This window comes from Bacillus sp. FSL R5-0659 (assembly GCF_038008785.1).
In the GTDB taxonomy this organism is placed as follows: Bacteria; Bacillota; Bacilli; order Bacillales; family Bacillaceae; genus Bacillus; species Bacillus safensis.
Genome location: NZ_JBBOZU010000001.1, coordinates 3,616,389 through 3,639,408 on the forward strand (window position 1 = coordinate 3,616,389; position 23,020 = coordinate 3,639,408).

Annotated in this window: 17 protein-coding genes; 4 read left to right on the forward strand and 13 right to left on the reverse strand. The window is 39.5% G+C overall.

The features are described from left to right. Nucleotides 1-140 precede the first annotated feature (140 nt). The 3 genes from NSQ72_RS18720 to NSQ72_RS18730 all read left to right on the forward strand — a co-directional run bounded on the left by NSQ72_RS18720 (nt 141) and on the right by NSQ72_RS18730 (nt 3,702). On the forward strand, nt 141-1,160 hold the full coding sequence (locus tag NSQ72_RS18720; RefSeq protein ID WP_039182756.1) for a LacI family DNA-binding transcriptional regulator: 1,020 nt from the start codon (nt 141-143) through the stop codon (nt 1,158-1,160). A gap of 439 nt (nt 1,161-1,599) precedes the next feature. Continuing rightward, the gene (locus NSQ72_RS18725; protein WP_039182759.1) at nt 1,600-2,781 is read left to right on the forward strand and encodes an MFS transporter; all 1,182 of its coding nucleotides are present in this window, start codon (nt 1,600-1,602) and stop codon (nt 2,779-2,781) included. Nucleotides 2,782-2,799: 18 nt separating this feature from the next. Beyond that, on the forward strand, nt 2,800-3,702 hold the full coding sequence (locus tag NSQ72_RS18730) for a shikimate dehydrogenase (protein ID WP_024423990.1): 903 nt from the start codon (nt 2,800-2,802) through the stop codon (nt 3,700-3,702). A gap of 41 nt (nt 3,703-3,743) precedes the next feature. Here the strand turns inward: NSQ72_RS18730 and NSQ72_RS18735 are convergent, their stop codons facing one another. The 11 genes from NSQ72_RS18735 to NSQ72_RS18790 all read right to left on the reverse strand — a co-directional run bounded on the left by NSQ72_RS18735 (nt 3,744) and on the right by NSQ72_RS18790 (nt 18,770). Then, nucleotides 3,744-4,937 (reverse strand): MFS transporter, encoded by a 1,194-nt coding sequence (locus NSQ72_RS18735; protein WP_059377345.1) that lies wholly within the window; start codon nt 4,935-4,937, stop codon nt 3,744-3,746. A gap of 306 nt (nt 4,938-5,243) precedes the next feature. Beyond that, the gene (locus NSQ72_RS18740) at nt 5,244-6,719 is read right to left on the reverse strand and encodes a glycoside hydrolase family 1 protein (RefSeq protein WP_058838379.1); all 1,476 of its coding nucleotides are present in this window, start codon (nt 6,717-6,719) and stop codon (nt 5,244-5,246) included. Nucleotides 6,720-6,737: 18 nt separating this feature from the next. Continuing rightward, nucleotides 6,738-7,580 (reverse strand): BglG family transcription antiterminator LicT, encoded by an 843-nt coding sequence (licT, locus tag NSQ72_RS18745; protein ID WP_048237973.1) that lies wholly within the window; start codon nt 7,578-7,580, stop codon nt 6,738-6,740. A 35-nt stretch (nt 7,581-7,615) separates the two neighbouring features. Further along, nucleotides 7,616-9,493 carry a beta-glucoside-specific PTS transporter subunit IIABC gene (locus NSQ72_RS18750; RefSeq protein ID WP_126682547.1) on the reverse strand — a complete coding sequence of 626 codons (1,878 nt, stop codon included), beginning with the start codon at nt 9,491-9,493 and terminating at the stop codon, nt 7,616-7,618. 583 nt (nt 9,494-10,076) lie between these two features. Next, nucleotides 10,077-10,409, reverse strand: coding sequence for a tRNA-Val4 (locus tag NSQ72_RS18755; protein ID WP_341084950.1), 333 nt, complete (start codon nt 10,407-10,409; stop codon nt 10,077-10,079). A gap of 83 nt (nt 10,410-10,492) precedes the next feature. Next, on the reverse strand, nt 10,493-10,819 hold the full coding sequence (locus tag NSQ72_RS18760) for a hypothetical protein (protein WP_341084951.1): 327 nt from the start codon (nt 10,817-10,819) through the stop codon (nt 10,493-10,495). 19 nt (nt 10,820-10,838) lie between these two features. Continuing rightward, nucleotides 10,839-12,560: a T7SS effector LXG polymorphic toxin gene (locus NSQ72_RS18765; RefSeq protein ID WP_341085059.1), complete on the reverse strand. Its 1,722-nt coding sequence runs from the start codon at nt 12,558-12,560 to the stop codon at nt 10,839-10,841. Between the two features lie 164 nt (nt 12,561-12,724). Beyond that, entirely contained in the window at nt 12,725-13,963 is a 1,239-nt protein-coding gene (locus tag NSQ72_RS18770; protein ID WP_341084952.1) for a TerD family protein, read from the reverse strand. A 327-nt stretch (nt 13,964-14,290) separates the two neighbouring features. Continuing rightward, nucleotides 14,291-15,271, reverse strand: a complete 981-nt coding sequence (locus tag NSQ72_RS18780; protein WP_341084953.1) for a restriction endonuclease — start codon at nt 15,269-15,271, stop codon at nt 14,291-14,293. Nucleotides 15,272-15,422: 151 nt separating this feature from the next. Beyond that, nucleotides 15,423-16,862, reverse strand: a complete 1,440-nt coding sequence (gene bglA, locus NSQ72_RS18785; protein ID WP_247544072.1) for a 6-phospho-beta-glucosidase BglA — start codon at nt 16,860-16,862, stop codon at nt 15,423-15,425. A 9-nt stretch (nt 16,863-16,871) separates the two neighbouring features. Then, the gene (locus NSQ72_RS18790) at nt 16,872-18,770 is read right to left on the reverse strand and encodes a beta-glucoside-specific PTS transporter subunit IIABC (RefSeq protein ID WP_341084954.1); all 1,899 of its coding nucleotides are present in this window, start codon (nt 18,768-18,770) and stop codon (nt 16,872-16,874) included. 155 nt (nt 18,771-18,925) lie between these two features. Between NSQ72_RS18790 and NSQ72_RS18795 the strand changes: the two genes are divergently transcribed. After that, complete coding sequence (locus NSQ72_RS18795; RefSeq protein WP_039182781.1) at nt 18,926-19,636, forward strand: GntR family transcriptional regulator; 711 nt, start codon at nt 18,926-18,928, stop codon at nt 19,634-19,636. Between the two features lie 50 nt (nt 19,637-19,686). On the opposite strand, the gene NSQ72_RS18800 is transcribed toward NSQ72_RS18795, so the two are convergent. Continuing rightward, on the reverse strand, nt 19,687-20,670 hold the full coding sequence (locus NSQ72_RS18800) for a hypothetical protein (RefSeq protein ID WP_445285759.1): 984 nt from the start codon (nt 20,668-20,670) through the stop codon (nt 19,687-19,689). Between the two features lie 130 nt (nt 20,671-20,800). After that, a complete protein-coding gene (locus NSQ72_RS18805) occupies nt 20,801-22,984 on the reverse strand; it encodes a hypothetical protein (protein ID WP_341084956.1) in 2,184 nt (727 codons plus the stop codon). Between the last annotated feature and the right edge of the window lie 36 nt (nt 22,985-23,020).

Here is a 23,020-nt window from a genome sequence, read left to right on the forward strand (position 1 = left end):
GGTGATACCCATATGTCTTCACTTCATCAATCCCCCCTAATTCATGTATAATAAACCAAAAGATGTTCGGCTCGTCTGATGGAGAAATCCCTCTTGATCATGAACAAAGTTAGGCAATCCATTGAAGTTGGTGAAGATAAATGAAAAAAATGAACAAACAGCGTGTCACATTACAGGAAGTCGCCAAGCATGCCGGTGTCTCGACTTCAACGGCATCACTCGTTGTTCGAAACAATCCTAGAATCTCTGAAGCCACTCGAAACAAAGTACTGCAATCCATGGAAGACTTAGGATACGTATATGACCGCGTTGCTGCCAACATGCGGTCAAAAAGCTCAAATATCGTTGGTGTGATTGTCACAGATATTTCTAACACCTTTATTTCGGAATTTTTAATCGGCGTGCAAACCACGCTTGAATCACTAGGCTATACCGTTTTACTTGGTACAACCTTTGACAGTGTCGACAAACAGGAGCGGCTCATTTCCACCATGGTAGAGCACCGAGTGGGCGGAATTATTTTAAACCCAGCTTCGAAAAGCTCTGCTCGAACCGTCAAACAATTAAATCAAATTCGCACCCCAAAAGTACTTGCAAATCGTGAGTTATCAGATGTGCAATGTGATTATGTCGGTGTTGATTATGAACAAGGCACTTGGATGGCCATTCATCATCTTCTTCAGAAGGGGCATCGACGTATCGCCTTCTTAGGCGGCATCAAGACCTCATCGACTTGGATTGAGCGGATGAAAGGTTTCAAAAGAGCTCATGACGATGAAAACCTGACGATTGATGATTCCCTTATTATTGATATCGTACCTACTCGTGAAGGCGGGAAAGAAGCACTCGCTCAAGTGATGGATCAACCCGAGCCTCCTACCGCTATTTTTTGTTTTAGTGACTTAGTTGCATTTGGAGTCATGCAAGCACTGTCAGCACGGGGCATCCAGCCAGGTGAAGATATTGATGTGGTTGGATTCGATAATGTTCCTGAAGCGGAGATGTACCATCCGCCGCTCACCACTGTTTCTTCATTCCCCCGATCCATCGGGGCAAAAGCAGCGAACCTTTTATATCATAAAATGAACGATCAGGATGAAGAGCTGCAGAGATTGATTTTAAAGCCTCAACTTCATATTAGAGAAACCTCTCCATCATGATGAAAAGAGAATTGTGTGCAGCAATTCTCTTTTTTTATTGAACAAGTCAACTATTTCTTTGTTTCATTTTTCTTTTTTTAAATCACAAAGTCATAAACTTGACACATTTAAAATGCAGGAGTATATTTATCTCGTTGCTTCTTTTAGTATATCGTTATACCTATTTAGTCCTATCGTTATTTCTATCAAAAAACAGTTAAAAGTGATTTTTTATGATTCTGATCAAATCATGAAGTTTCACTTCCTAATCAAGGCTGTTATTATTTTTTACATTTTAGTAGAACGATGTACTTGATTGAAGAACAGATGAATATTCATTATTTTTTCATCAATAAGGGGTGTTGTGATGGGCTTCATATTATTCATTTTGAAGGAAACAATAACAAAGGGTATACAAAGAATTTGACCTTAAAGGGGTTTCAAATATAGGAGTGGGAACATGAAAAATCCTTATATTAAATCGTCACTTGGCATGTATTTAAACTACTTCATGCTTGGCATGATCAATATTATTGTAGCTTCCAACATGGACAGCTTATCTGAGCGCTACCATGTAGATATTCCGAAAATCAGCTTGCTTGTATCGGCGATCGGAATTGGTAAACTCATTGCTCTCTTTTTCTCAGGTCGGTTAGCCGATAGCTGGGGACGTAAGCCTGTCATTATTACAGGAAATTTTCTTTACTTATTATTCTTAATCGGTATTCCAACGACAACGAGTTATACACTGGCATTTATCTTTGCGATTTCAGCAGGTATTGCCAACTCACTGCTTGATTCAGGAACCTACCCTGCTTTGACAGAGTCATTTCCGAAAAAAGCAAGTTCGGCTTCTGTTTTAGTAAAAGCGTCTGTATCCATTGGGGCGACTGTTCTTCCATTTATCTTGGCGTACCTAGTGGCACATGACATCTTCTGGGGCTGGGCGTTCTTTGGACTAGGGCTTCTTTATTTACTTGTAGGAATTTACTTAATCTTTATGCCATTCCCGAACCATAAGCAAGTTTCTTCACAAGACGCTCTTCCAGTACAAGACCAGCTGAAGGAAGAACCAAAAATGCTTGGCGAAGGCTTAGCTGTTGTACTGATGGGATTCACGTCGACTGCATTGTTTGTCGTATGGCAGACATGGCTTCCGCAGCTCGGGTTAAAATTAATCGGACTTGGCACAGGACAAGCCACACAGCTTCTATCTTATTTTAGTATTGGTGCACTCGTATCTGTTCTCTTGCTTTCGATCGTCTTAGATAAATTCATTTCACCGATTATGGTGGCAATCATTTATCCAATTGGGGCGTTCCTTGCAATGCTTTCACTTTTCCAAATCGAAACGTACAGCATTGTCATTGTCAGCACCTTCTTCTTAGGGCTATTTACAGCAGGAATCTTCCAGCTGGCGATGAGTATTATGATGAAATTGTTCCCGACAAACAAAGCAACGGCTTCATCCTACGTTAATATTGCGGCAAGCTCAGCGTTTATTCTCGTGCCGCTCATTACAAGTGGATTGGTCAGCACGTACGATATTAAAATGACGTTATTTTTCGATATGATCATTGCGGTTATTAGCGTATTACTAGCGGTCTTTGTTCTTGGACGCATGAAAAAATTATTTAGATAATTAAAGGAGATGTCAATCATGACAAACATACATGAACGAAATATTGATGGAAAAACAAAATTAGTCGGTCTTCTAGCTACACCAATCGGACACAGCCTTTCACCACGTATGCATAACCTTGGCTATACACTAACAGGTATCAACTATGCTTACCTCGCATTTGAAGTAGGGAATGATGAACTAGAAGCAGCCGTAAACGGTATGAAAGCAATGGGTGCAGCTGGATTTAACGTCTCTATGCCGAACAAAATGAAAGTACTAGATTACTTAGACGAACTAGATGATTCTGCAAGATATACACGTGCAAGTAACACTGTAGTAAACAAAGATGGTAAGCTCATCGGCTACAACACAGATGGTCTTGGATATGTGAGAAACTTGATTGAGCATGGCGTTGAATTAGCCGGCAAAAAAGTCACACTTGTTGGCTCTGGCGGCGCGGCAACTCCGATTGCGATTCAGCTTGCACAGTCCGGTATTCGTGAAATTAGTATTTTTGCTCGTAATGACCAATACTTCGTTCAAGCAGAAGAAAATGTAAATTACATCAACAACGAAATGAAATCTTTCGGTGTCAAAGCAAACATTTTCCCACTTGAAGACAAAGACGCGTTCCGCCGTGAAGTAGCAGAAAGTGCGATCCTGGCAAACGGGACAAGCCTTGGCATGAAACCACTAGATCAGCTCAGCATTATCGATGATACACTTGATGTACTTCGTGAAGATTTGATCGTGACAGATGTCGTATACAACCCGCAAAAAACAAAGCTTCTTGCACAAGCACAGGAAGCTGGCGCCAAAACGATTAACGGTCTTGGAATGATGCTATGGCAAGGTGCACTTGCTTACAAACTATTTACTGGCGAAGATATGCCAGTTGATCAAGTAAAACAAATTCTTTTTGAAAATGACCGTTTCTAAAACAAAAGAAAGACGACTTCCTAAGCGGAGGTCGTCTTTTTTTAATCATGTACCATAACTTGACGGTAGCGATACAGGATATACAGTGCGCCGATAATGGCTGCAACAGCCACCACTGCATCGAACATAAAGATTTGTAAAATGGACGCGTGACTCTGAATTAACCCTGTTACGACCGGGATGACGATAGCCGACACGCCGCCCGCTGTGGAGATAATCCCAGTCATCGTCCCTTTGTTTTTCCAGAAGAATTCAGCCATCACAGTTAACGTCAGCTGAAAAACTCCTGCTGTTGAAAACCCTAATACAAAAGCATTGACGGTTCCTATGACTGGCGATTTCACGACCAAGAGTACACAAATAGAAACAAGTGTAATGATTGGATAAATCAGCAGTACAGTGACCGGACGGACAAAACGGCGCAAAAGAAACGCGAGCAACACAACAGACAGCAGCCCGCCCATGCTATAGTAACTGAGCAGTTTCACAGCACTGCCCGATGCCATCCCCAAGATGGCCTCACCGTACGTAGGAAGCCAAATTTGCGGCAGCGCATACAGCCCATTTGATGTAAAGCTGATTAAAATGAGTGCGATCCCTTCCCTCCAAAATGTAGGCTCTGTCGAGAAGCGCGGAAGTCCATCATGCTCCGTTACCTGGACTTGCTCCACCTTGCGATGATTCGGAAATGGCAAGGTCCACAGCATCAAGACATTCACAAGATAGATCAGAGCAGGAACAAAAAATGAAATTCCATAAAACAAATCATGCTCTGCTAAAAAGTAAATCGCCAGTGGCAAAATGGTTGCCCCAATGGAGATAAAGGCCTTCACCATCACATTCGCAGATCCCGAGTTTTGCGGAAAAGCCTCCATTAACGCAGGATACGTTCCTGCATCCATTGCCGAATTCGCGACCCCTGCCAAAATCGCAAACGCAAACGCGATTTGATAATTCGGAGACAATGGGATTCCAATGAGGAACACCGCCATCAGCACACCAGAAACCAAAATGACCGGCTTCCGCCCAAAACGATCTGACAGTACGCCTGATAAACCATACGTGAGCACCCTGCCAATGCCAAGCGCCGAAATCATATAACTAATTCCCGCACTATTGGTATCTAATTGTTTGATTAAAAATGGCATATTTGAAGCCAAAATAATATTGACCATACCTAATAAAAAGTAATTAATATACAGACTAGAAGCCGTTCTCACATACGGATTCCTCATCCTGACACACCCCTCAACACCATCGCAATGAAGTGACAAATAATGGTTACGCTTACAAGATCTCATATGTGAGGAAGAACAGCTTTGCAGCCTTCACGTTCATACATCTCATCATGTCATGCAGCTCACAGCTTACACGCCCTTCATGTATCAAGCATTTCTTCAATTTTTCACTGCTCTTATTTTATACGAATGAGAAAGGTAAAGATAGTGAATTGCTTAAATTTGAGGGGAATTCATCGATCAAGCGTATGACACCATTGATAGAAAAAAGGAGTGGTTAGCTGCCACTCCTTAACTGATGTCTCATTTCTGTTCATCGTTCATTTTCAACCCATTTTGACGAATGACTTCTTGATACCAGTAAAAGCTTTTTTTAGGTGTTCGATTTAACGTTCCGTTTCCATCGTTATCTTGATCAACATGGATAAACCCATATCGCTTTTCCATTTCAGATGACGAGTAACTAATTAAATCAAGAATTCCCCAGCTGGTGTAACCTATTAATTCGACTCCATCCTCAATGGCTTCCAGCATCTGCTGGAAATGCTGCTCATGATAGCTAATCCGATAATCATCATTTATCTTTCCATCTTCCACCTTGTCGTATGCACCTAATCCATTCTCAACTATAAATAGTGGTAGTTGATAGCGATCGTATAAGTCATTTAAAGAGATACGAATTCCAATCGGGTCGATCTGCCAGCCCCATTCACTCACTTCTAAATATGGGTTTTTCACTCCACCTATTGTATTGCCGCTGACAGTTTCCATGCCTTCACTATTTTCAGTAGCAACCAAGGAATTGTAGTAACTGAATGAAATAAAATCAACAGTATGCACCTTTAATAATTCGTCATCTCCCAGCTGTTTCTCAATGTGAATGTTTTTTTCTTTAAACAGTCGATTGATAAAACGCGGATACTCACCACGCACCTGTACATCTGTAAAAAACATATTGAACTGATTGTTCTTTGATGCCTTCAGAACATCCTTTGGATTACAAGAATACGGATACGTTGTTAATTTCGTCAACATACACCCTATTTTTGCCCCTGGGATCATTTCATGACAATATTTAACGGCCAAAGCACTTGCAACAAATTGATGATGCAATGCTTGATAAACTGCCTGTTCTACATTGTCAAAGCGCTCTGAAACGATTCCACCACTTGTAAATGGATGTCGGACAATACTATCAATTTCATTGAAAGTCAGCCAATACTTGACTTTATCTTTATATCGATCAAATACAACTCGACTAAATTTCACAAAGAAATCAACGACAATGCGATGAGACCATCCTCCATATTGATTCACTAAGTATAGCGGCATTTCATAATGAGATAACGTAACGAGTGGTTCAATATCATGCTTTTTCATCTCATCGAATAGGCGGTCGTAAAATAATAATCCCGCTTCATTTGGCTCTTCTTCATCACCGTTTGGAAAAATACGTGTCCATGCAATCGAGACACGTAACGTCTTCAATCCCATTTCTTTGAACAGCGCCATATCTTCAGGATAACGATGATAAAAGTCTACACCTCTTCGTTTCGGATAACCTTCGGCGGTATCTGCACGCATCGCTTGCTGAATTTGTTCTTCATCCACTTTGTTGTGCTTTTTATAATCAGACTTACTGAGACCTTTTTTAAAGATCGCCACATCAGCAGTCGATAGCCCTTTTCCGTCTACATTCCATGCGCCTTCTGCTTGGTTTGCCGCGATGGCGCCTCCCCATAAAAATCCTTCTGGAAATTTCCTGATTTGATTAGACATGTTTCTTCCTCCTCAAGACTATGCGTTATTTCTTTGAACCACTCGATTAACGTGAATAATTAAATACATTTTTTCGTCACTGGATATCGTGTAATCCACATTTGTTTTAATATATTTCTCGATTTTCTCCACACATTTTACTTCTTCAGGATACTTCCTCATGATTTGATCAATTAGATCGTGATCATCTGTTTCAAGCATTTTGTTCTCAAGTAAACGTTGAACAAAGAACTGTAAATGTGTTAAAAACCTGGAGTAATTAATCGTATCTGTCGGAATGTCAATCTTATAATGCATTTTGATAATATTTAAAATGTCTTTGACCATATTGGTCATCATCACGATTTGATTTAAATTATCTTTGGTCTGCTGCGCATTTACTAGATGAAATGCAATATTCGCCGCTTCTTCTTCAGGCAGCTGAATGCCTAACTGTTTTTCAATCAGCTCTAGTGCATGCAGACCAATACTGAATTCTTCGGGGTAAAATTTCTTCACTTCCCACAGCAGGCGATTTTGTATCGTTAAATTTTCCTTAAAGCGCTTCGTAGCCATGAAAAGGTGATCGGTTAAAGAAATATAAAGATGCTCATTTAAGTGTGTAGATAAACGGCGCTTCGCATAGGATATAATCTCATCTGTCATGATTAAAAATTCCTCTGGGGTCTCCCTCATAAGCTCAGCTAAATCATTAGACGTGCTTTGATCTTCTAGCACATAGATCTTTTGAATATCAGACTCTTGAATAAGACTGCCTGGCTTATTTTTAAATCCAATGGCTTTACCCATTACGATGATTTCCTTACCGTCATCTCTTTTAGCGAGAACCACACTGGTATTCAGCACTTTTATAATTTCCATACCATATCACCTTCCTGGATACATTCAAAATCGATTTATAAGACCGTTAAAAGTGGCTGCTGATGACCAGAAACAGGATTCGTTTTTCCCTCTTGGGGTAAAATTTCTAAATAATCAGCTGTATTTGTAATAATGACTGGTGTTGTTGTATCATAGCCAGCCTTTTGTATATTCTGTTGATCAAATTCAATCAGAAGTTGACCTTGTTTCACTGTATCACCTTTTTGAACATGTGAAGTAAAATATTGTCCATTTAAGTTTACAGTATCAATACCAATATGAATCAGAACTTCCACACCAAGGTTGGATTTTAAACCAATGGCATGATTTGTATGGAAAATCATTTCTACTTGTCCATCAAAAGGAGCAAATACTTTCCCTTCACTAGGTTGAATCGCTGCCCCTTTCCCCATCACTTCTTCAGAGAATACTTTATCATTCACTTTTGCTAAAGGAATGATGTCTCCTTTAATTGGTGCATAAATGACTTCACGATTTCTTGTGCTTTCTGATGTGGAAACAGGCTCATTTTTCTTCTCGATGTTTTCAGTTTCTGCATCTTTAAAGCCGATGATGTAAACAGCAATAAACGCAACGACCGCTGAAACGACTGCACCAATAATGGCAAACGTAAAGTTTGAAGTCCCTTTTTCAATGAAAATCGGCATTGTTGCGATACCAGGTGAAACCATGACAAACGCCTTTAGCTTAATCAATCCAACAAAAATACCTGAAACCCCTGCTCCAATCATACATGCGAGTAATGTTTTCTTAAGTTTTAAATGAACGCCGTATAATGCAGGTTCTGTTATACCAAATAAAGCAGAAATTCCTCCGGACATCGCAATTTGTTTTAACTTAGGATCTTTGGTTTTAAATGAAACAGCCAAAGCACCTCCACCTTGCGCAAAGTTCGCTGCTAGCATAGCGACCCCAATGAGAGCATCGTATCCTGGTGAAGCAAGGGACGCGATAACAACTGGATAGAACACCTTCTGCATCCCAAACATGACGATAAAAGGTAAGAAAACGGCTAAAATCGCAACAGCTGCCCATCCCGCAGTTTGCTGGATCCATAAGACCCCTGCGGCTAAGCCTGCACCAAGATACATACCGAGCGGCCCTAAAAACAGTAAACCAATCGGAGCGACAATAATCATCGTAATTAAAGGAACCATAAAGATTTTGACAGGTCCCGGTGATAATTTATCTGCCAGCTTTTCTACATATGACATCAGCCAAACAATGAGTATGATCGGAATAACCGATGCACCATAAGAAACAGCTTTTAGTGGGATGCCCGCAAAGACAACTGGATCACCACTGCTAAACAGGGCTGTTAAGTTCGGATGTAACAAAACCCCAGCCAAAGCCATTGATACCATAGGGTTTGTGCCAAATTTCTGTGAGCTTGTATAGGCTAACAAAATAGGTAAGAAGAAGAACGCTGCATCTGAGATGATTTTCAATACCAAATAGGTTTGGCTGTCTTCTTTCATCAAGTTCAGCATCGGCAATAAAATTAATAGAGCCTTCAACATTCCTGCACCAGCGATCGCAGGGATGATCGGTGCAAAAATGCCAGTGATCAAATTGGCAAAACGATTGAAATATCCTTTCAAGCTATGATCTTTATTCTGTACAATCTGTCCGCTTGCTTCCGGATTTTGATCAATCAGTTTTGCAAACTCTTTATAAACATAACCCACATCATTTCCAATAATAATTTGATACTGACCAGCTGTATCTGCTACTTGAATGACGCCATCAAGACGGCTAATTTCTTCAGAGTTTGCGCGTGAAGAATCTTTTAAAGTCAGCCGTAATCTCGTCATACAGTGGATGGCATTTTGAACATTTTCGCTTCCGCCAATATGTTTTAGAATGTCTTGAGCTAAGTCTTTATGATTCATTAAAGTCACCGCTTTCATTTTTGATTATAGGCGCTCAGGGAACAAAAAAAGACCTGGATTGGGTGGGAATATACAAATACAGATATCCCATCCAATCTAGGTCTTGCCTGCCGAACAGTAACACGCCTTATTGAATGTACGCATTATTCTATTTTTAAATTTTCATCGTTTCATGAAACCGCTTTTAACATGTTAATATCTTTATAGTAATTAATTATCTTCACAAAAGCAATGTTTTTCTTACAAATCAAATCATAAATTTATTAAATATAGATCAAAGAGCACTTTTATATCGTCTAATCGTACCTATAACTAAGAACGTTAAAGTCATGATCTTTCAACTAGAGACCGTCTAAATTCAAAGTTCATGTAGATTAATTGTTCATTAGGTGCTTTCTTCTGCTTTTTCTTTTTAAGGTTTCCATTTTTGTATTTCTGTTGTTATACATAGAAATCACCTTTTAGGGTTCTTTACTCTTTTAGTACTCAAACACTTAGAGATTCTAATTAAACAAAAGCACTTGTAGCCTAAAGGACTAATCAAGTGTCCGAATCATTATGTTTCTAATCGTCAATATGATAATTAATCTTCGAATATTTCTGGTATTTTCTTTTTCCAAATTAACAACAGCTTTATGAATTCTTTTGTTTCAATTTTATTTTCATGAGGTTCTTCAATTCTATAATGATGTTCAACGATTGTCTCTTCTCTTTTAATACTTACACTGGTGGCATTCAATGTAATTTCAAAGTTTTCATAAACTCCATCTATGACATTTTGAATATATTCTATATACTCATCCACTTCTTCTGTTGAAATATCTTGGATAAAATCTGAGAAAATACTTATTTCTTCTGGGAGTATTATTGCTAAGTCACCAAATTGGTCTTCCTTAAATTCATATGAATACTTCATATAAGATAATCACCTTCATATTAAAGGTTTATAGTGACTAATTTATACAGTCCAACTCATCATCTGTTTCAAAGCCACAAAATTTAATCTTCATTTATTTGCTCGTCAACTTCTTCTAGATACTTTTCTGTATCCAAATAAGATTCAATAAGATTATCTAAAAATTCAACACTAACCTCTCGACCATCTTCATAAATATGCATTTTAGCTCCAGCTTTTTCTAGTAAACTGAAAATTTTTTTCATCTCTTTCAATTCATCAATATCTAATAAATTATAAGATAAAATAAAATCATTTTTATTTATTGCTTCTTTTATTTCAGAAATACTTTTATCTGTATGTTTTCTTAGAATCGAGATATATTTGATTTGATTATCATCTTTCTCTATGCGCATTTTCATTTTAGGCATTTAGTTTCTCCTCCATAGTTTAGAAATCGTCAATAGGTTTAATTCTTTCTCCAGGCAGACTATTCTTCCAATTACCTCCATGCCAACCATTAAAATGTTCATTTGGTGTAGCTGGATATATAATTTCACCTTTGTTCGCTAAATGTGGATATTTTGATGCACTGTAAGAATGGTGACCTTGCACAGTTTTTCCATCTACTTTAGGCTTCTTACCATTTAAAATATCACTTAATTGCTGCTCATCCCAGTTTCTGGTTGGATCCTCTTTATTCAAAATCCTTTGACGTTCCTGATACCAAAACTCATTCACACCAGTGTTTCTATGTTTGGCAAACTTTTTATTCCATTTATAATTTTCGTATTCTAATTTCGTAATCGTCCTATTCTCAAATTTGTCTTTCAACTCTTTCATCTTCTTAGCGCTTAACTGCTTTCTTTGTATAGGGTGCTTCCTTAAATCTAATCCCTTGGTTCTTTCTGCTATAATTTTCTCAGCAACTTTTTGTTCACCGATCCTCAGACTACCATTGAAGCTCTTTTTACCAAACGGCAAAAGCATTCCCAGCGCCGCGTTCATACTCGCTTCCTGCTGTTCTTTTGAGATCTTGTTTCCAAACATATCTCGGCCTGTGATTGCTTCGCTGAAACCGTTGGTGGCGGTGAGGCCATATAATCCTTTTTGTGATGTTTTCAGGGCGTCAAAGGATTTTTGTGATGTCTTGTAGATGTCAACTGCTCTGACTGCAGCTGATGTGGCTTGAGTCGTTTTATAGACCGCCTTTCCGCCTTTGAAAATGCGGCCTGCCCAGCCGACGATTGGGATGTAGCCTGCTGCTGCCATGCCGCCTGCGGCGACTCGCTGGCCTGCGGTGAGTTCCTCGCCCGTGATTGGATCAACGCCTGTTGCGGCACGTTTTGCATCGTTCACGCCGGTCAGTTCATTCACGATGTTTCCGCCATAATCGAGTGCTTTTTCATACCAAGGGCGGTTGGCGAGGGCTTCTTGTTCCTTTGCAATCTTTCGGGCTTCTTCTTGTTCTTTTTTGATTTTCAGATATTCAGAAGTTTGCTTTTCAATATCGCTTTTTGCCTTGTAGATTTCGCTATTTTGATACGCTTTCTTATCAAAATTCATAGGCGAAATCGCTTTTCCGTCATTTGTCGCATTCATCATTTCAGCGTACAATGCCATTGTAGCTTGCTGCTCCGTTTCTGACAAAGCATATTCATCTTTTAAATTTTGATCAAGCTCTCTTAGATCTTTGACAGTCTTTTTTCGTTCATCTTCTGCATCTTCTATTTTTTCGTCAAAGTTTTGGCTATCAAATACCTCTAGGGAAATGAGGTCATCAATGTCTTGAAAAATCGTTTTGAGTGCCTTTTTTTGATCCTTTACAATACTTTTGGCATTCTTGATGCCCATATGTACTGCGTTGTCTAAAAAGTGTTCTTCTACAAAGGTATCGCCGCCAAAGCTCGTATCATCCAGTGTCCCAGAAACACCTTCATGAAAGGCTTTTTGCTTATCGATGAAGCTGATAAACATGTCTACATTTCCAGACAGCTCTTTATAAAAGCTTTTAATGTTATCGGCACCTTTCCCAGTGAAGTCATCACCGAGATTGGCAACACTTTGTAATGCCTTTTTTAAGTCTACCATTTGTTCGCGGAGTTCCTGATAGTGTTTTGCCCTTGTGTCCATTGCACTTGTTAGTGCTTTTGCATCAAGTATCTTACCCAGAAGAAGTCACTCCCTCCATTATTGATCATAAAGTAAATTTTACCGTGCCCCTCAAAACGGAAAAATAGGCTAAATGACACAAATAATGGAATAGGCTCTCTATTAAAAAGTTAAATAAAATAAGCTAGACAATGCACTTTGCTCTGTCTAGCCATACATTCGTTTTATTTATAATCATTGATTGGTCCTTTATCCATCAAAACATGAATTTCATTAGAAGACTTCATTTTTAATTTAGGTCTGCGCTCGGAATTTGGTTTGCTGTAAAGCTCTAGCGGACGGATGATCACACCATCATTTGTATTTTGAAGCATACCCGGCACACAAGAATAAATCCGATCATTATCATTCGCATGTTTGGCATGAATTGTCACAGACGTTCCTTGGTGATTATCGATACTCATAGATACCCTATATCTATAAAAGGAACCTGTTCCGTTTGATTGTGCAGAATAAACAACCGGAACGATAGCAAGGATATCGTCATTTAACCGTAATTTAATGACTTCTGTTTTCATCGATTCACGGTCTCTACCGACATCTCCCATATGCTCTACAGCTCCGTTTCCGTAACTTTTAAGAGCAGGAACACCTTTTGCGCCAAACATGGCCACATCTATTTGTTTTCCTGACTTTGTATAAACCAATGCATAAATATCATAATCCGTTCCAGACTCCCAGGATACTGTAGCTGTAATCTCAGGCGTTTTTTCAATGATGATCGGTTTATGACCTTTGTCTAGACTAATTTTACCTTGAACTTTCTCTAAGCTAATTGGTGCAGCGACTTTCTCTTTAGCAGCTGGCTTCATTGGAGGAGCAGGCTCATCAATTAATTTTTCAGAAGTCATTTGAGGAGGTGTAGAAACATCCTGTTCATCAGGTTCAACCTCTACCCCAAAAAGCTTACATAACCCTTCTAATCCAGAATCGAAGCCACGCCAGATTGATCGTGCTTTCGTTTCACCATTTCTGATATATAGCTCTACTACGACAATACCCTTTTCATTTGTAAAGCTTACTGGTGTAAGGTATAGTACCTCATCGCCTGTTTGAATTTCTGCTTGCAGATTCTTCACTTGAGAAAAACCAATGCCTTGATCCTCTGTTAGTGTAATCGCCACCTTTGTGATTCCAGTAGGCACTTTGCTCATATCAAAATTCAATTGATGTCTTTTCAACTGACCTGATATCTCTGCTGGTAAAAGTGTCGCGACACCCGTGGCACTCTCCGGCTGATTGTAAAAAATAATGCCATTATCTCCTTGAACTAGATCTGAATCTGTTAAGAGAAACGCTGTTAAAGAAATATCAATTGCAGATGATACTTCATAACTGATGGATACTTGTCCCTTTGGAGAGTTTAGTACGGTATTGGCACCCATTTGCAGAGTTTGATTCATTTCAACAACTCCTATTCTTTATCTACCATTTATCGCTTTTATAGATCAATTATACCAAATGGTGTAATAGAGCCTATTAATATCTTTATCTCATTTCAATCTCTGCAATGATATGAGACAATGCCAATTAAAATCAAACTACTCTCGAAAGGAGAATCAATGTGTATAAAAAAATCATTCCTGCTGTTATGGTGATTTTCGGCTTTTGGATTCTTCTTCAAATATCCTTGAACATTAAGATCTTTCTCAATCCAATGAACTATTTTGTCGCTATTACTCTCTTTTTTCTTTGTATTCAGGCATTAATAAAACTTAAACAATGAAAAATCACTCAGGCACATACACTTTTTTCAAAGGTAATAAAGATCTTGTCTCTGTTGGCATGTCCTCATACCATTGTACAATAAGATTCACGAGTTCTTCTAAGTCCAATAGATGAACTTCATTATGCTTCGCAATAGCTTTTGCATGAGAGGTAAATCCGCCAGTAGAAACAAATAAACTATTTGCATTCATGGGGTTAGCTCCTAATAATTGTTGCACTTCTGGTGCACTGGCTGAAGTTTTACGATGCTTGACTTGTACTTTAATAATAGGTTTTTCAAATCCAAATGCATCTTTATAAGCTAATACATCTACACCGCCGTCAGGACCTTTTGGACTCACACGAACATTGTATGACATAGCTTGCAGTAGGCCCCCAACTAAGTCTTGCATCTTCCACGGGTCTAATTTATCCACCTTATCTGCAATCATCACAGTTGCTTTGCTGACTAAATCTTCAATAATTTCATCTTCTTCGGTTTCATCTTCGGATGCTGGTATAGAAGTAGGGTTTTTCAGTAGGTGTTCAATTTCTTCTCCCCAATCATCTACACGAAAAACAGTTGATATAGAACCAAGGCTGTTTTTGGCTGATTGGCTGAGAGAATCTCGTTTCACTGCGATTGATTCCCAGTTGACTTGAATATGATTTGGATACATTTTATCCCCTGCTGCTTCATCAAAAAAATGTGGAGCAATCACCGTACCAACTCGATATTCACGGCTTTCTTTTATGTATGTAATAATTCGATCTCCCTTTTGAATTTCTCTACTAAACCTCCATACCTGACTAACCCAGCTTCTTCTTGTAAACGGTTTGCTCTCGGGGAAGATAACATCAGCTCGGGCATTCATCTCTTGCTTTGTTTGATATTGTTTTGGATTACCTAATTTCGGCCAACCGATTGATGCTAAGCCTTTCTCTTCCCACATCGGAATTAAATCATTCTGGTCTCCTGCACGAACCATCCACCATTTTGTCATTTAAAATCTCTCCCATTCCAATCTTTTCTTCTTACTAAATTATAAGACTTATATCTAGTGAACAAAAGGATATACACACCAATTTTTCTGAAAGAACGCAAAAACCCGAACAAGCATATACCACACTCGTCCGGGCTTCTATTTTCCTTTATTACACTTCTTCACCGTTCGTTGCGATGACGTTTTGATACCAAGTAAACGAATCTTTTTTGAGGCGCTTCATTGAGCCGTTTCCTTCGTTATCGCGGTCAACGTAGATCATGCCGTAGCGTTTTTTCATTTCGCCTGTTGTGAATGACACGATATCAATGATGCCCCAAGGTGTGTAGCCAATAAGGTCGACACCGTCGTATTCAATGGCTTTTTTCAGTGCTTCGATATGAGAAGCGAGATATTGAATTCTTTCTGGATCGTGAATAGAACCGTCTTCTTCCACTTGATCTATTGCACCAAATCCATTCTCTACGATGAATAACGGGATTTGATAGCGGTCGTAAAAACGATTCAATGTATATCTTAAGCCTGTCGGGTCAATCGACCAGCCCCAGTCACTTGATTTGATATAAGGGTTATCTACACCATGCGGCAGGGCTCCGTTGACAATGTCTCCGTTGTGATCAGACACCGTATCACTTTTAACCGTTGTCGACATGTAGTAGCTAAAGCCTAGATAATCCACTTTCCCTTTTCTTAAGCTTTCTTCATCGCCTTTTTCAATTGGAATGTGATAGCCTTCGCGTTCGAATTCTTTTAATGCATAGCTCGGATAGTAGCCGCGCACCTGTACATCTGGGAAGAAATAGCGCTGTCTCATATATTCCTCTGCCAGCATGACATCCTCAGGGTTTGAGGAATATGGATAGATTGGCACGTGAGACACCATCGCTCCAATTTGGAAAGCAGGATTGATTTCTTTTCCTTTGGCTACTGCCCATGCACTTGCAAGTAATTCATGATGTCCTGCTTGATACATGACTTCTTTGGCATTTTCGCCTTCTTTGACTGACACCCCTGAATTTGTCCAAAGGAATAGTGGGTTGTTGACATCCATTTTGTTATTGATTTCATTAAATGTCATCCAGTATGTGACCTTGTCTTTGTATCGATTGAAGCATACTTCTGCGAATTTCGCGAAATACTCAGCGACTTTTCGGCTGCGGAACCCGCCGTACTCTCTTGCTAAATGGAGCGGCATCTCAAAGTGAGATAGCGTAATCACAGGCTCGATGCCATGCTTGAGCAGTTCATCAAATACATCATCATAGAATTGTAACCCTGCTTCATTCGGTTCTGCTTCATCTCCCTTAGGGAAAATCCGGCTCCAGCCAATCGATGTACGTAAACATTTTAAACCCATTTCGGCAAACATTGCGATATCTTCCTTATAACGATGGTAGAAATCGATCGCTTCATGGTTCGGATAAAATTTATCTTCTTCTATCGTTTCAGTTATTTGTCTCGGTACTCCGTGAGCACCTGCTGTCATAACATCTACAACACTTGGGCCTTTTCCTGCTTCATTCCATCCACCTTCAAATTGATGTGCAGCTAATGCTCCGCCCCATAGAAAATCTTTTGGTAATGTCATTATTCATTCCTCCTATTTCACAATTGTGATCATGACGTCTGTTGGCTGACATGTCTCACGTTTCTCTACAATCACATCTTCGTACGCTTGTGTATTGGTGATGATGACTGGTGTGATTGTTTTTAATCCTTTGCTTTCAATGGCTTCTTGATCAAATGTCATCAACAAGTCACCCTTCTTCACCTTGCTGCCTTCTTTGATATGCAAAGTAAATGCTGAGCCATCTAGGGAAACCGTATCAATTCCTACATGAACTAGTAACTCCACCCCGAATTCTGAACGCAGTCCAATCGCATGCTTTGTTGGCGCAAGCATGACGACACTGCCGTCAAACGGTGCATACAGCTTGTTGTCTGTCGGTTCAATCGCAAACCCTTTGCCCATCGCCCCCGAGCTAAATACGGCATCCGGCACTTCAGATAACGGGATCACTTTCCCTGCAAGCGGTGCAGGAATGGTTTCTTCATTGCTCATTGAAGCATTCATTTTTTCTCCATCTTGATCTTTATCAGATGTGGCACCGGCTGTCTGTTCCACTGTATCTTCCCCATAACCAAACATTTGAATAAGCACAACTGGTAAGATCAGCGCAATTGCGACACCAATCAATATGCCGATGATCGATGTTGGATAATCTGAACTAATTCCGTTTACAATCGTCAGTGGACCAGGCAAACCTGCATACGCAAAGTAATAAGGCGTAAAGAAGCTGGCAGCAATGGCACCGACCGCTCCAGATATACATCCGAAAATAAATGGTTTTTTGAAACGCAGGGTAACCCCATAAATCGCAGGCTCAGTAATTCCAAAGAGACCCGTGATTCCCGCTGAAACTCCGACTTTTCGTGTTTCGCGGTTTCTTGCTTTTAAAATAACCCCTAACACTGCGCCGACCTGAGCGATAACAGCGATGGTTTGATATGCCTGGAAGGAGTCACGTCCATATTGTTCAAAGTTGGCGAGCACCATTGGTGTGATGCCCCAGTGAACACCGAAAATGACAAGCACTTGCCAGAATCCTCCGATAATAGCACCTGCTAAAGCTGGGACATTTTCCGCTAAGACATTGTATCCGTTTGCAATCCCATTTGCACCGGCTGTCGAAAGAGGACCAATTAATAGAATCGTTAACGGAACCATGACAACCATGCAGATAAATGGGACAAATAACGGTTTGACCACCTCGTGAATGCGTTTGTTTAAAAATCTCTCTACATATGAAAGAATCCATACCAAGAATAGCGGCGGCAAAACAGATGACGTATAAACCGTTTCAGATAACGCTATGCCTAAAAAGGTAACGCCTTCCCCTGATGCCACGCGTCCAGCAATCTCCGTCCAAGCTGGACTGACAAGCGCTGCTGTACACGCTACGGCGATATACATATTCGTTTTAAAATGCTTGGCTGCTGTGATGGCGATAAAGATAGGCAAGAACGTAAACGGCGCCCATGAAATAAAGCTAAAGACTTCATACGTTCCCGTTTTCGAGAAGCTTGGAAATAATAAATTAATGAGGATAAGTGCACCTTGTAAAATACCTGCTGCTGCCAAAATATACACAAATGGCGCAAACACAGCAGACATGGTCGCGATGACACGGTTCAGCACCGTTCCCTTGTTTTCATTTGGCTGATCATCATCAGACGGCTGCAGCTGAACAAGGCTTGAAAAATGCTCATATACCTCACCAACATGCTGACCGATAACGACCTGAAATTGACCGCCATTTTCCACCACGGTAATGACGCCAGGCATCGCATTGACTGCTTCCTTTGCCTTTGGATTCGAACGTTTCAAGACCAAACGCAGCCGCGTGGCGCATCTTGCAGCACTCACCACATTTTCTTCTCCGCCAACTGCCTCTAAGATGTCTTCTGCAAGCTTTTGATAGTCCCTCACTTTTGACATATAAAACCCCCCTTTATCACTACTAGTATATGTACATTATAATTATACCGGTACAATTTATCAATACATATATAATTTTAAATAGCATATCAAAGGAAATTTGGTATGTGCTATAATACAAAGACAATAAATCGTGAAAACAAAGAGGAATAGCCATGTTAAAGTATCAACAAATTGCGAGCGATATTGAAAAATATATTGTCACCCATGAGATGCAGCAAGGGGATAAGCTCCCTGTACTCGAAACACTCATGAGCCAATTTGCTGTGAGCAAAAGTACCATTATCAAATCGTTAGAATTACTCGAAAAAAAAGGAATTATCTATCAAGTGAGGGGCAGCGGCATCTTTGTTCGAAGACACCGGCGCAAGGGCTACATCAGCCTTTTATCCAACCAAGGGTTTAAAAAAGATTTAGAGGAATTTCAACTGACATCAGAGGTTTTAATGCTAGACACCATCAAGCCGTCCGAAGAAGCTGCACTTAATTTGAACATTGAACAAGATGAAGATGTTTTTTACCTTAAACGCATTCGTTACATCAACGGACAAACCTTATGTTTAGAAGAATCCTATTACCGAAAAACGATCATTCCTTATCTCAACACAGAAATTGCCGCCGATTCTGTTTTTAAATTCGTCAGTGAAGGTTTGGGGCTCAAAGTCGGTTTCTCCGATATGTACTTACAAGTAGGCAAATTGAATGAAACCGAAGCGACGCACCTCGGCCTCAAACAAGACGATCCCGCCCTCCGCGTCGAGACCGTCTTTCACCTTACAAACGGCCAGCCCTTTGACTTTTCGAAAATCACATATAACTACACACAATCCCAATTTTTTATTCAAGCGAATAATTATTATGGGTGATGGACGGAAAAAGCCCCTCAGTTTATGAGGGGCTTTTTGCAAATAACCTATCACTTGTAATAGTTATAATCATTGAACGTCGCGATCATATCTTCTTGTGTGCCTTTCTTCCCGCGATTTGTATTAAAATATAACGTTCCGTCATCAAAATCAACAGCTTCTATTTCAAAAAGAGTAAATGCACTGCTCGTAATTCGAAATGAAAGGTCTTTTCTAGTAAACAACTCTTTTGAAAAATCTTTTGCAGGTGTTTCCTTTTGCTCTTTCAGGATTTGGTTGATATTTAATGGATATGTGAGAATGACACTCACATTAGAAGCCCCGCCATTTGAGTCTGGCTTAGATAATGGTACATATAATGTTCCTTGATAGAAAGAAATGCCTTGAAGAATGTACTTAGAAACATCCACCACTGATTGATTTACAATCGCTTTCGTATAATTTAATGTAAACGTTGCCTCATATTCAAATTGTCCTTTTTGGTCATTAAAATTCCCAATAAAAAAGCGATTGCCAGACCTGACAATAAACTTGTCCGCTCCAACAGAATATGTGATGCCGCTAATAGATAAATTCGCCTCTTGGTACTGAAGGACATAGGATTTAGCCACTTTGTACGTATTTTTCTTCGTGTTCACACTTAACTTCACTATCTTTTTTACATACTTTGCACCATCGGCCATAGGCGCTACATATAAGCTAACTTGCTCATCACCTTTTTGAGCTTTTACAGCTAAGTCATTAGCATGTCCTAAGTCATTACTAGTACTGTTGGTATCAGAGTTTTTAAGGAGCTTAACAGTTCTATTGCTTGACGAGCCGTTCATTTTAATAGCGTACAATTGCGTCAAGTGATTTGACGTATTTATTTTTGCAGCATAAATCATATTATTATTACGATCTACAGCCATCCCTTGCATAGAAGTGTAGAACCCAGAACCTGACATTGCAGAATACGTTGTATATGTGTTGAAATATCCGGATTGTGCCTGAACAGTCGCGGACCACACACTGCAGCAAAAGATGACAGCCATTAGGATAAAATACTGCAATTTTTTCAATATAAACACTCTCCTATCATTGGAATTTATATCGTTTGGCTATTAAAAATAAAATCGTCACCATAGAAATGAATGACGATTTTTTTTAAATGATCATTAAACTCTACTTTTCAGCTTTAAACGCCTTTACCGTTTTACTACTTTCCGACATGCCTTTCCCAGTGACGGTGAAGTAGAGTTTTCCTCCCTTAGCGCCTAGTTGTTTGAAAGTGACTTTTACAACTTTGCCTTTAGTAGCTGTTGACTTCCCAATAAGCTTTCCCGAAGAATGATAGATTTTGACAACATCTTGATTGGTGAGTTTACTGACCGTAACCACGTCTTTTTTCTTTTTGTTGTTCACGATGTTGATTTGGTTGCTTTTTAACGAAGCAGACGGCTCACTTTTAAAAGAAATGGTTTGCTTTCCGCTTTCCAGCATCTTATCGCTGCTACGCGTGATATACACTTTACCGCTCTTAGTCCCAACTTGTTTAACGTACAATTTGATGGACGAGCTGGTAGCTGGTTTTGATGCAGCTAGTAATTTCCCGCTTGTTGAGTAGACTTTAATTACATCTTTTTTCTTCAATTTACTCACTGTAATGATGTCATTTTTATTTTTAAGATTATTGATTTTGACTTGGCTGGCTTTTAAAGCATCTGACTTTTCACCCTGATAACGAATTGGTACTCGATTTCCCTCTTTTAAACCAGGCTCTTTTATATTGATATAAAGCGTTCCACTTGTTTGACCCAATTGTTTGATGGAAATTGCCATGTTCGAACTTGAAGCAGTCTGCTGGGCTATCTCTTTACCGCCAGAGGCTTGTTTAAATATTTTGATGACTGATTGCTTTTTGATTCCTTTTATCGTCACCGTATCGTTTTTCCCTTTATTGTTCGCCACCTTTACTTGAGATGCTAGAAGTGGAGATGTGACGACTTTTTTGACGGTGAAGGCTGGCAAGGCGACCTTTCTCTTTCCACTTTGCAACGTGATTGTTACTTTAGATCCTTGTTGTAATTTTCCCGTTTTCAATTTAAAATCTTTGCCCGGCGTAATGTTGAATGGTCCAAATTTCTTTTTCGTTGTGCTAGCGCTGAGTTTCGACATTGCTTTTATTGTGTTATTCGTTGAATCAGATTGCACCTCTACAATAGCTTGATCGCCAAACGTACTCATGCCATTAATGGTCTCACTTGAATCATCGATTTCTTCCACAAAAACTTTCTGTACATCTTCCTGAGATTGATCCGTTTCACTCGGATTATCAGCCATGAACGACTTGACTGTAATGAAGTCACCACCGATTAACTTTGAAACAGGAACATCATAGACGCCATTAGAGTCTGTCTGACCTTCCCCAATGACTCTTCCCTCTCCATCTAAAATATTGATCATACTTTCAGGAGTTGCAGTTCCGCCCACTGAAGTTGAAAGCTGAGTAAAAGGATCAATAGTCGGAGCGGTTGATCTCAGTTGGAAAGTGGTCTCATACAAAGCATTATCATAAGAAGGTTCCAACACTTGAAATTTACTTTGATTTAATGACTTTATTGTGTTTTTGTCTAAATTCAACTCAAAGTTGCCATCACCATCTGCAGTCATCGATTGAATGATGTCACTTGATTTTTGATTTTTAAAGACGATCTTTGCATAAGGAATTCCCGTTTGGCCTTTCACTGATTTAGACCATTTTGTCGTAGGAATAAGTGAGATTTTCTTAGGATTCACAATTTTTTTGTAAACGTCGATATTGCTGCCAGTCGTCATTTTCACTGTTAGGAATGTCCCTGCACTTAGGGCAGGCAGCTTCAAATGAATGGCATCATTGAATGTGCCTGAGGCAATTACTTTGCCATCTTTCATGACCTCTACTTTTGTGTTCTTCACAGTTTTCCCAGTTAACTCCTGAGAAGTATCATATATCGGATCTAATGAGCTAAAAGATTCCTTGAAAACATACACTTTGTTTGAAGAAAGCATTGTCCCATTTTGGTCATACGTATCTAACTCCGCCGTTTGACCTGAACTAATGTTCCAAGAAAACAACTTAAAGTTTCCATTACTATCTGCTTTTGCGTAGTGCATATATTTAGATTTCCAGTTACTCGGAACACCCCAATCTACGAATGCAACGATTGCGTTTGGCGCTGTTTTACCTGTCAGATAATTATCACCATATTGATAACGATCAACCGTTGTTTTCGTTCCACCCTCTGTGGCACTCACACTTTCTTGTATATGAAAACTCAACATCATCACACATAGAATAGAAGCTACTAATTTCAGGACCATTTTCATAAATATATCCTCACTTTTCCTATTAATGTTTTTATA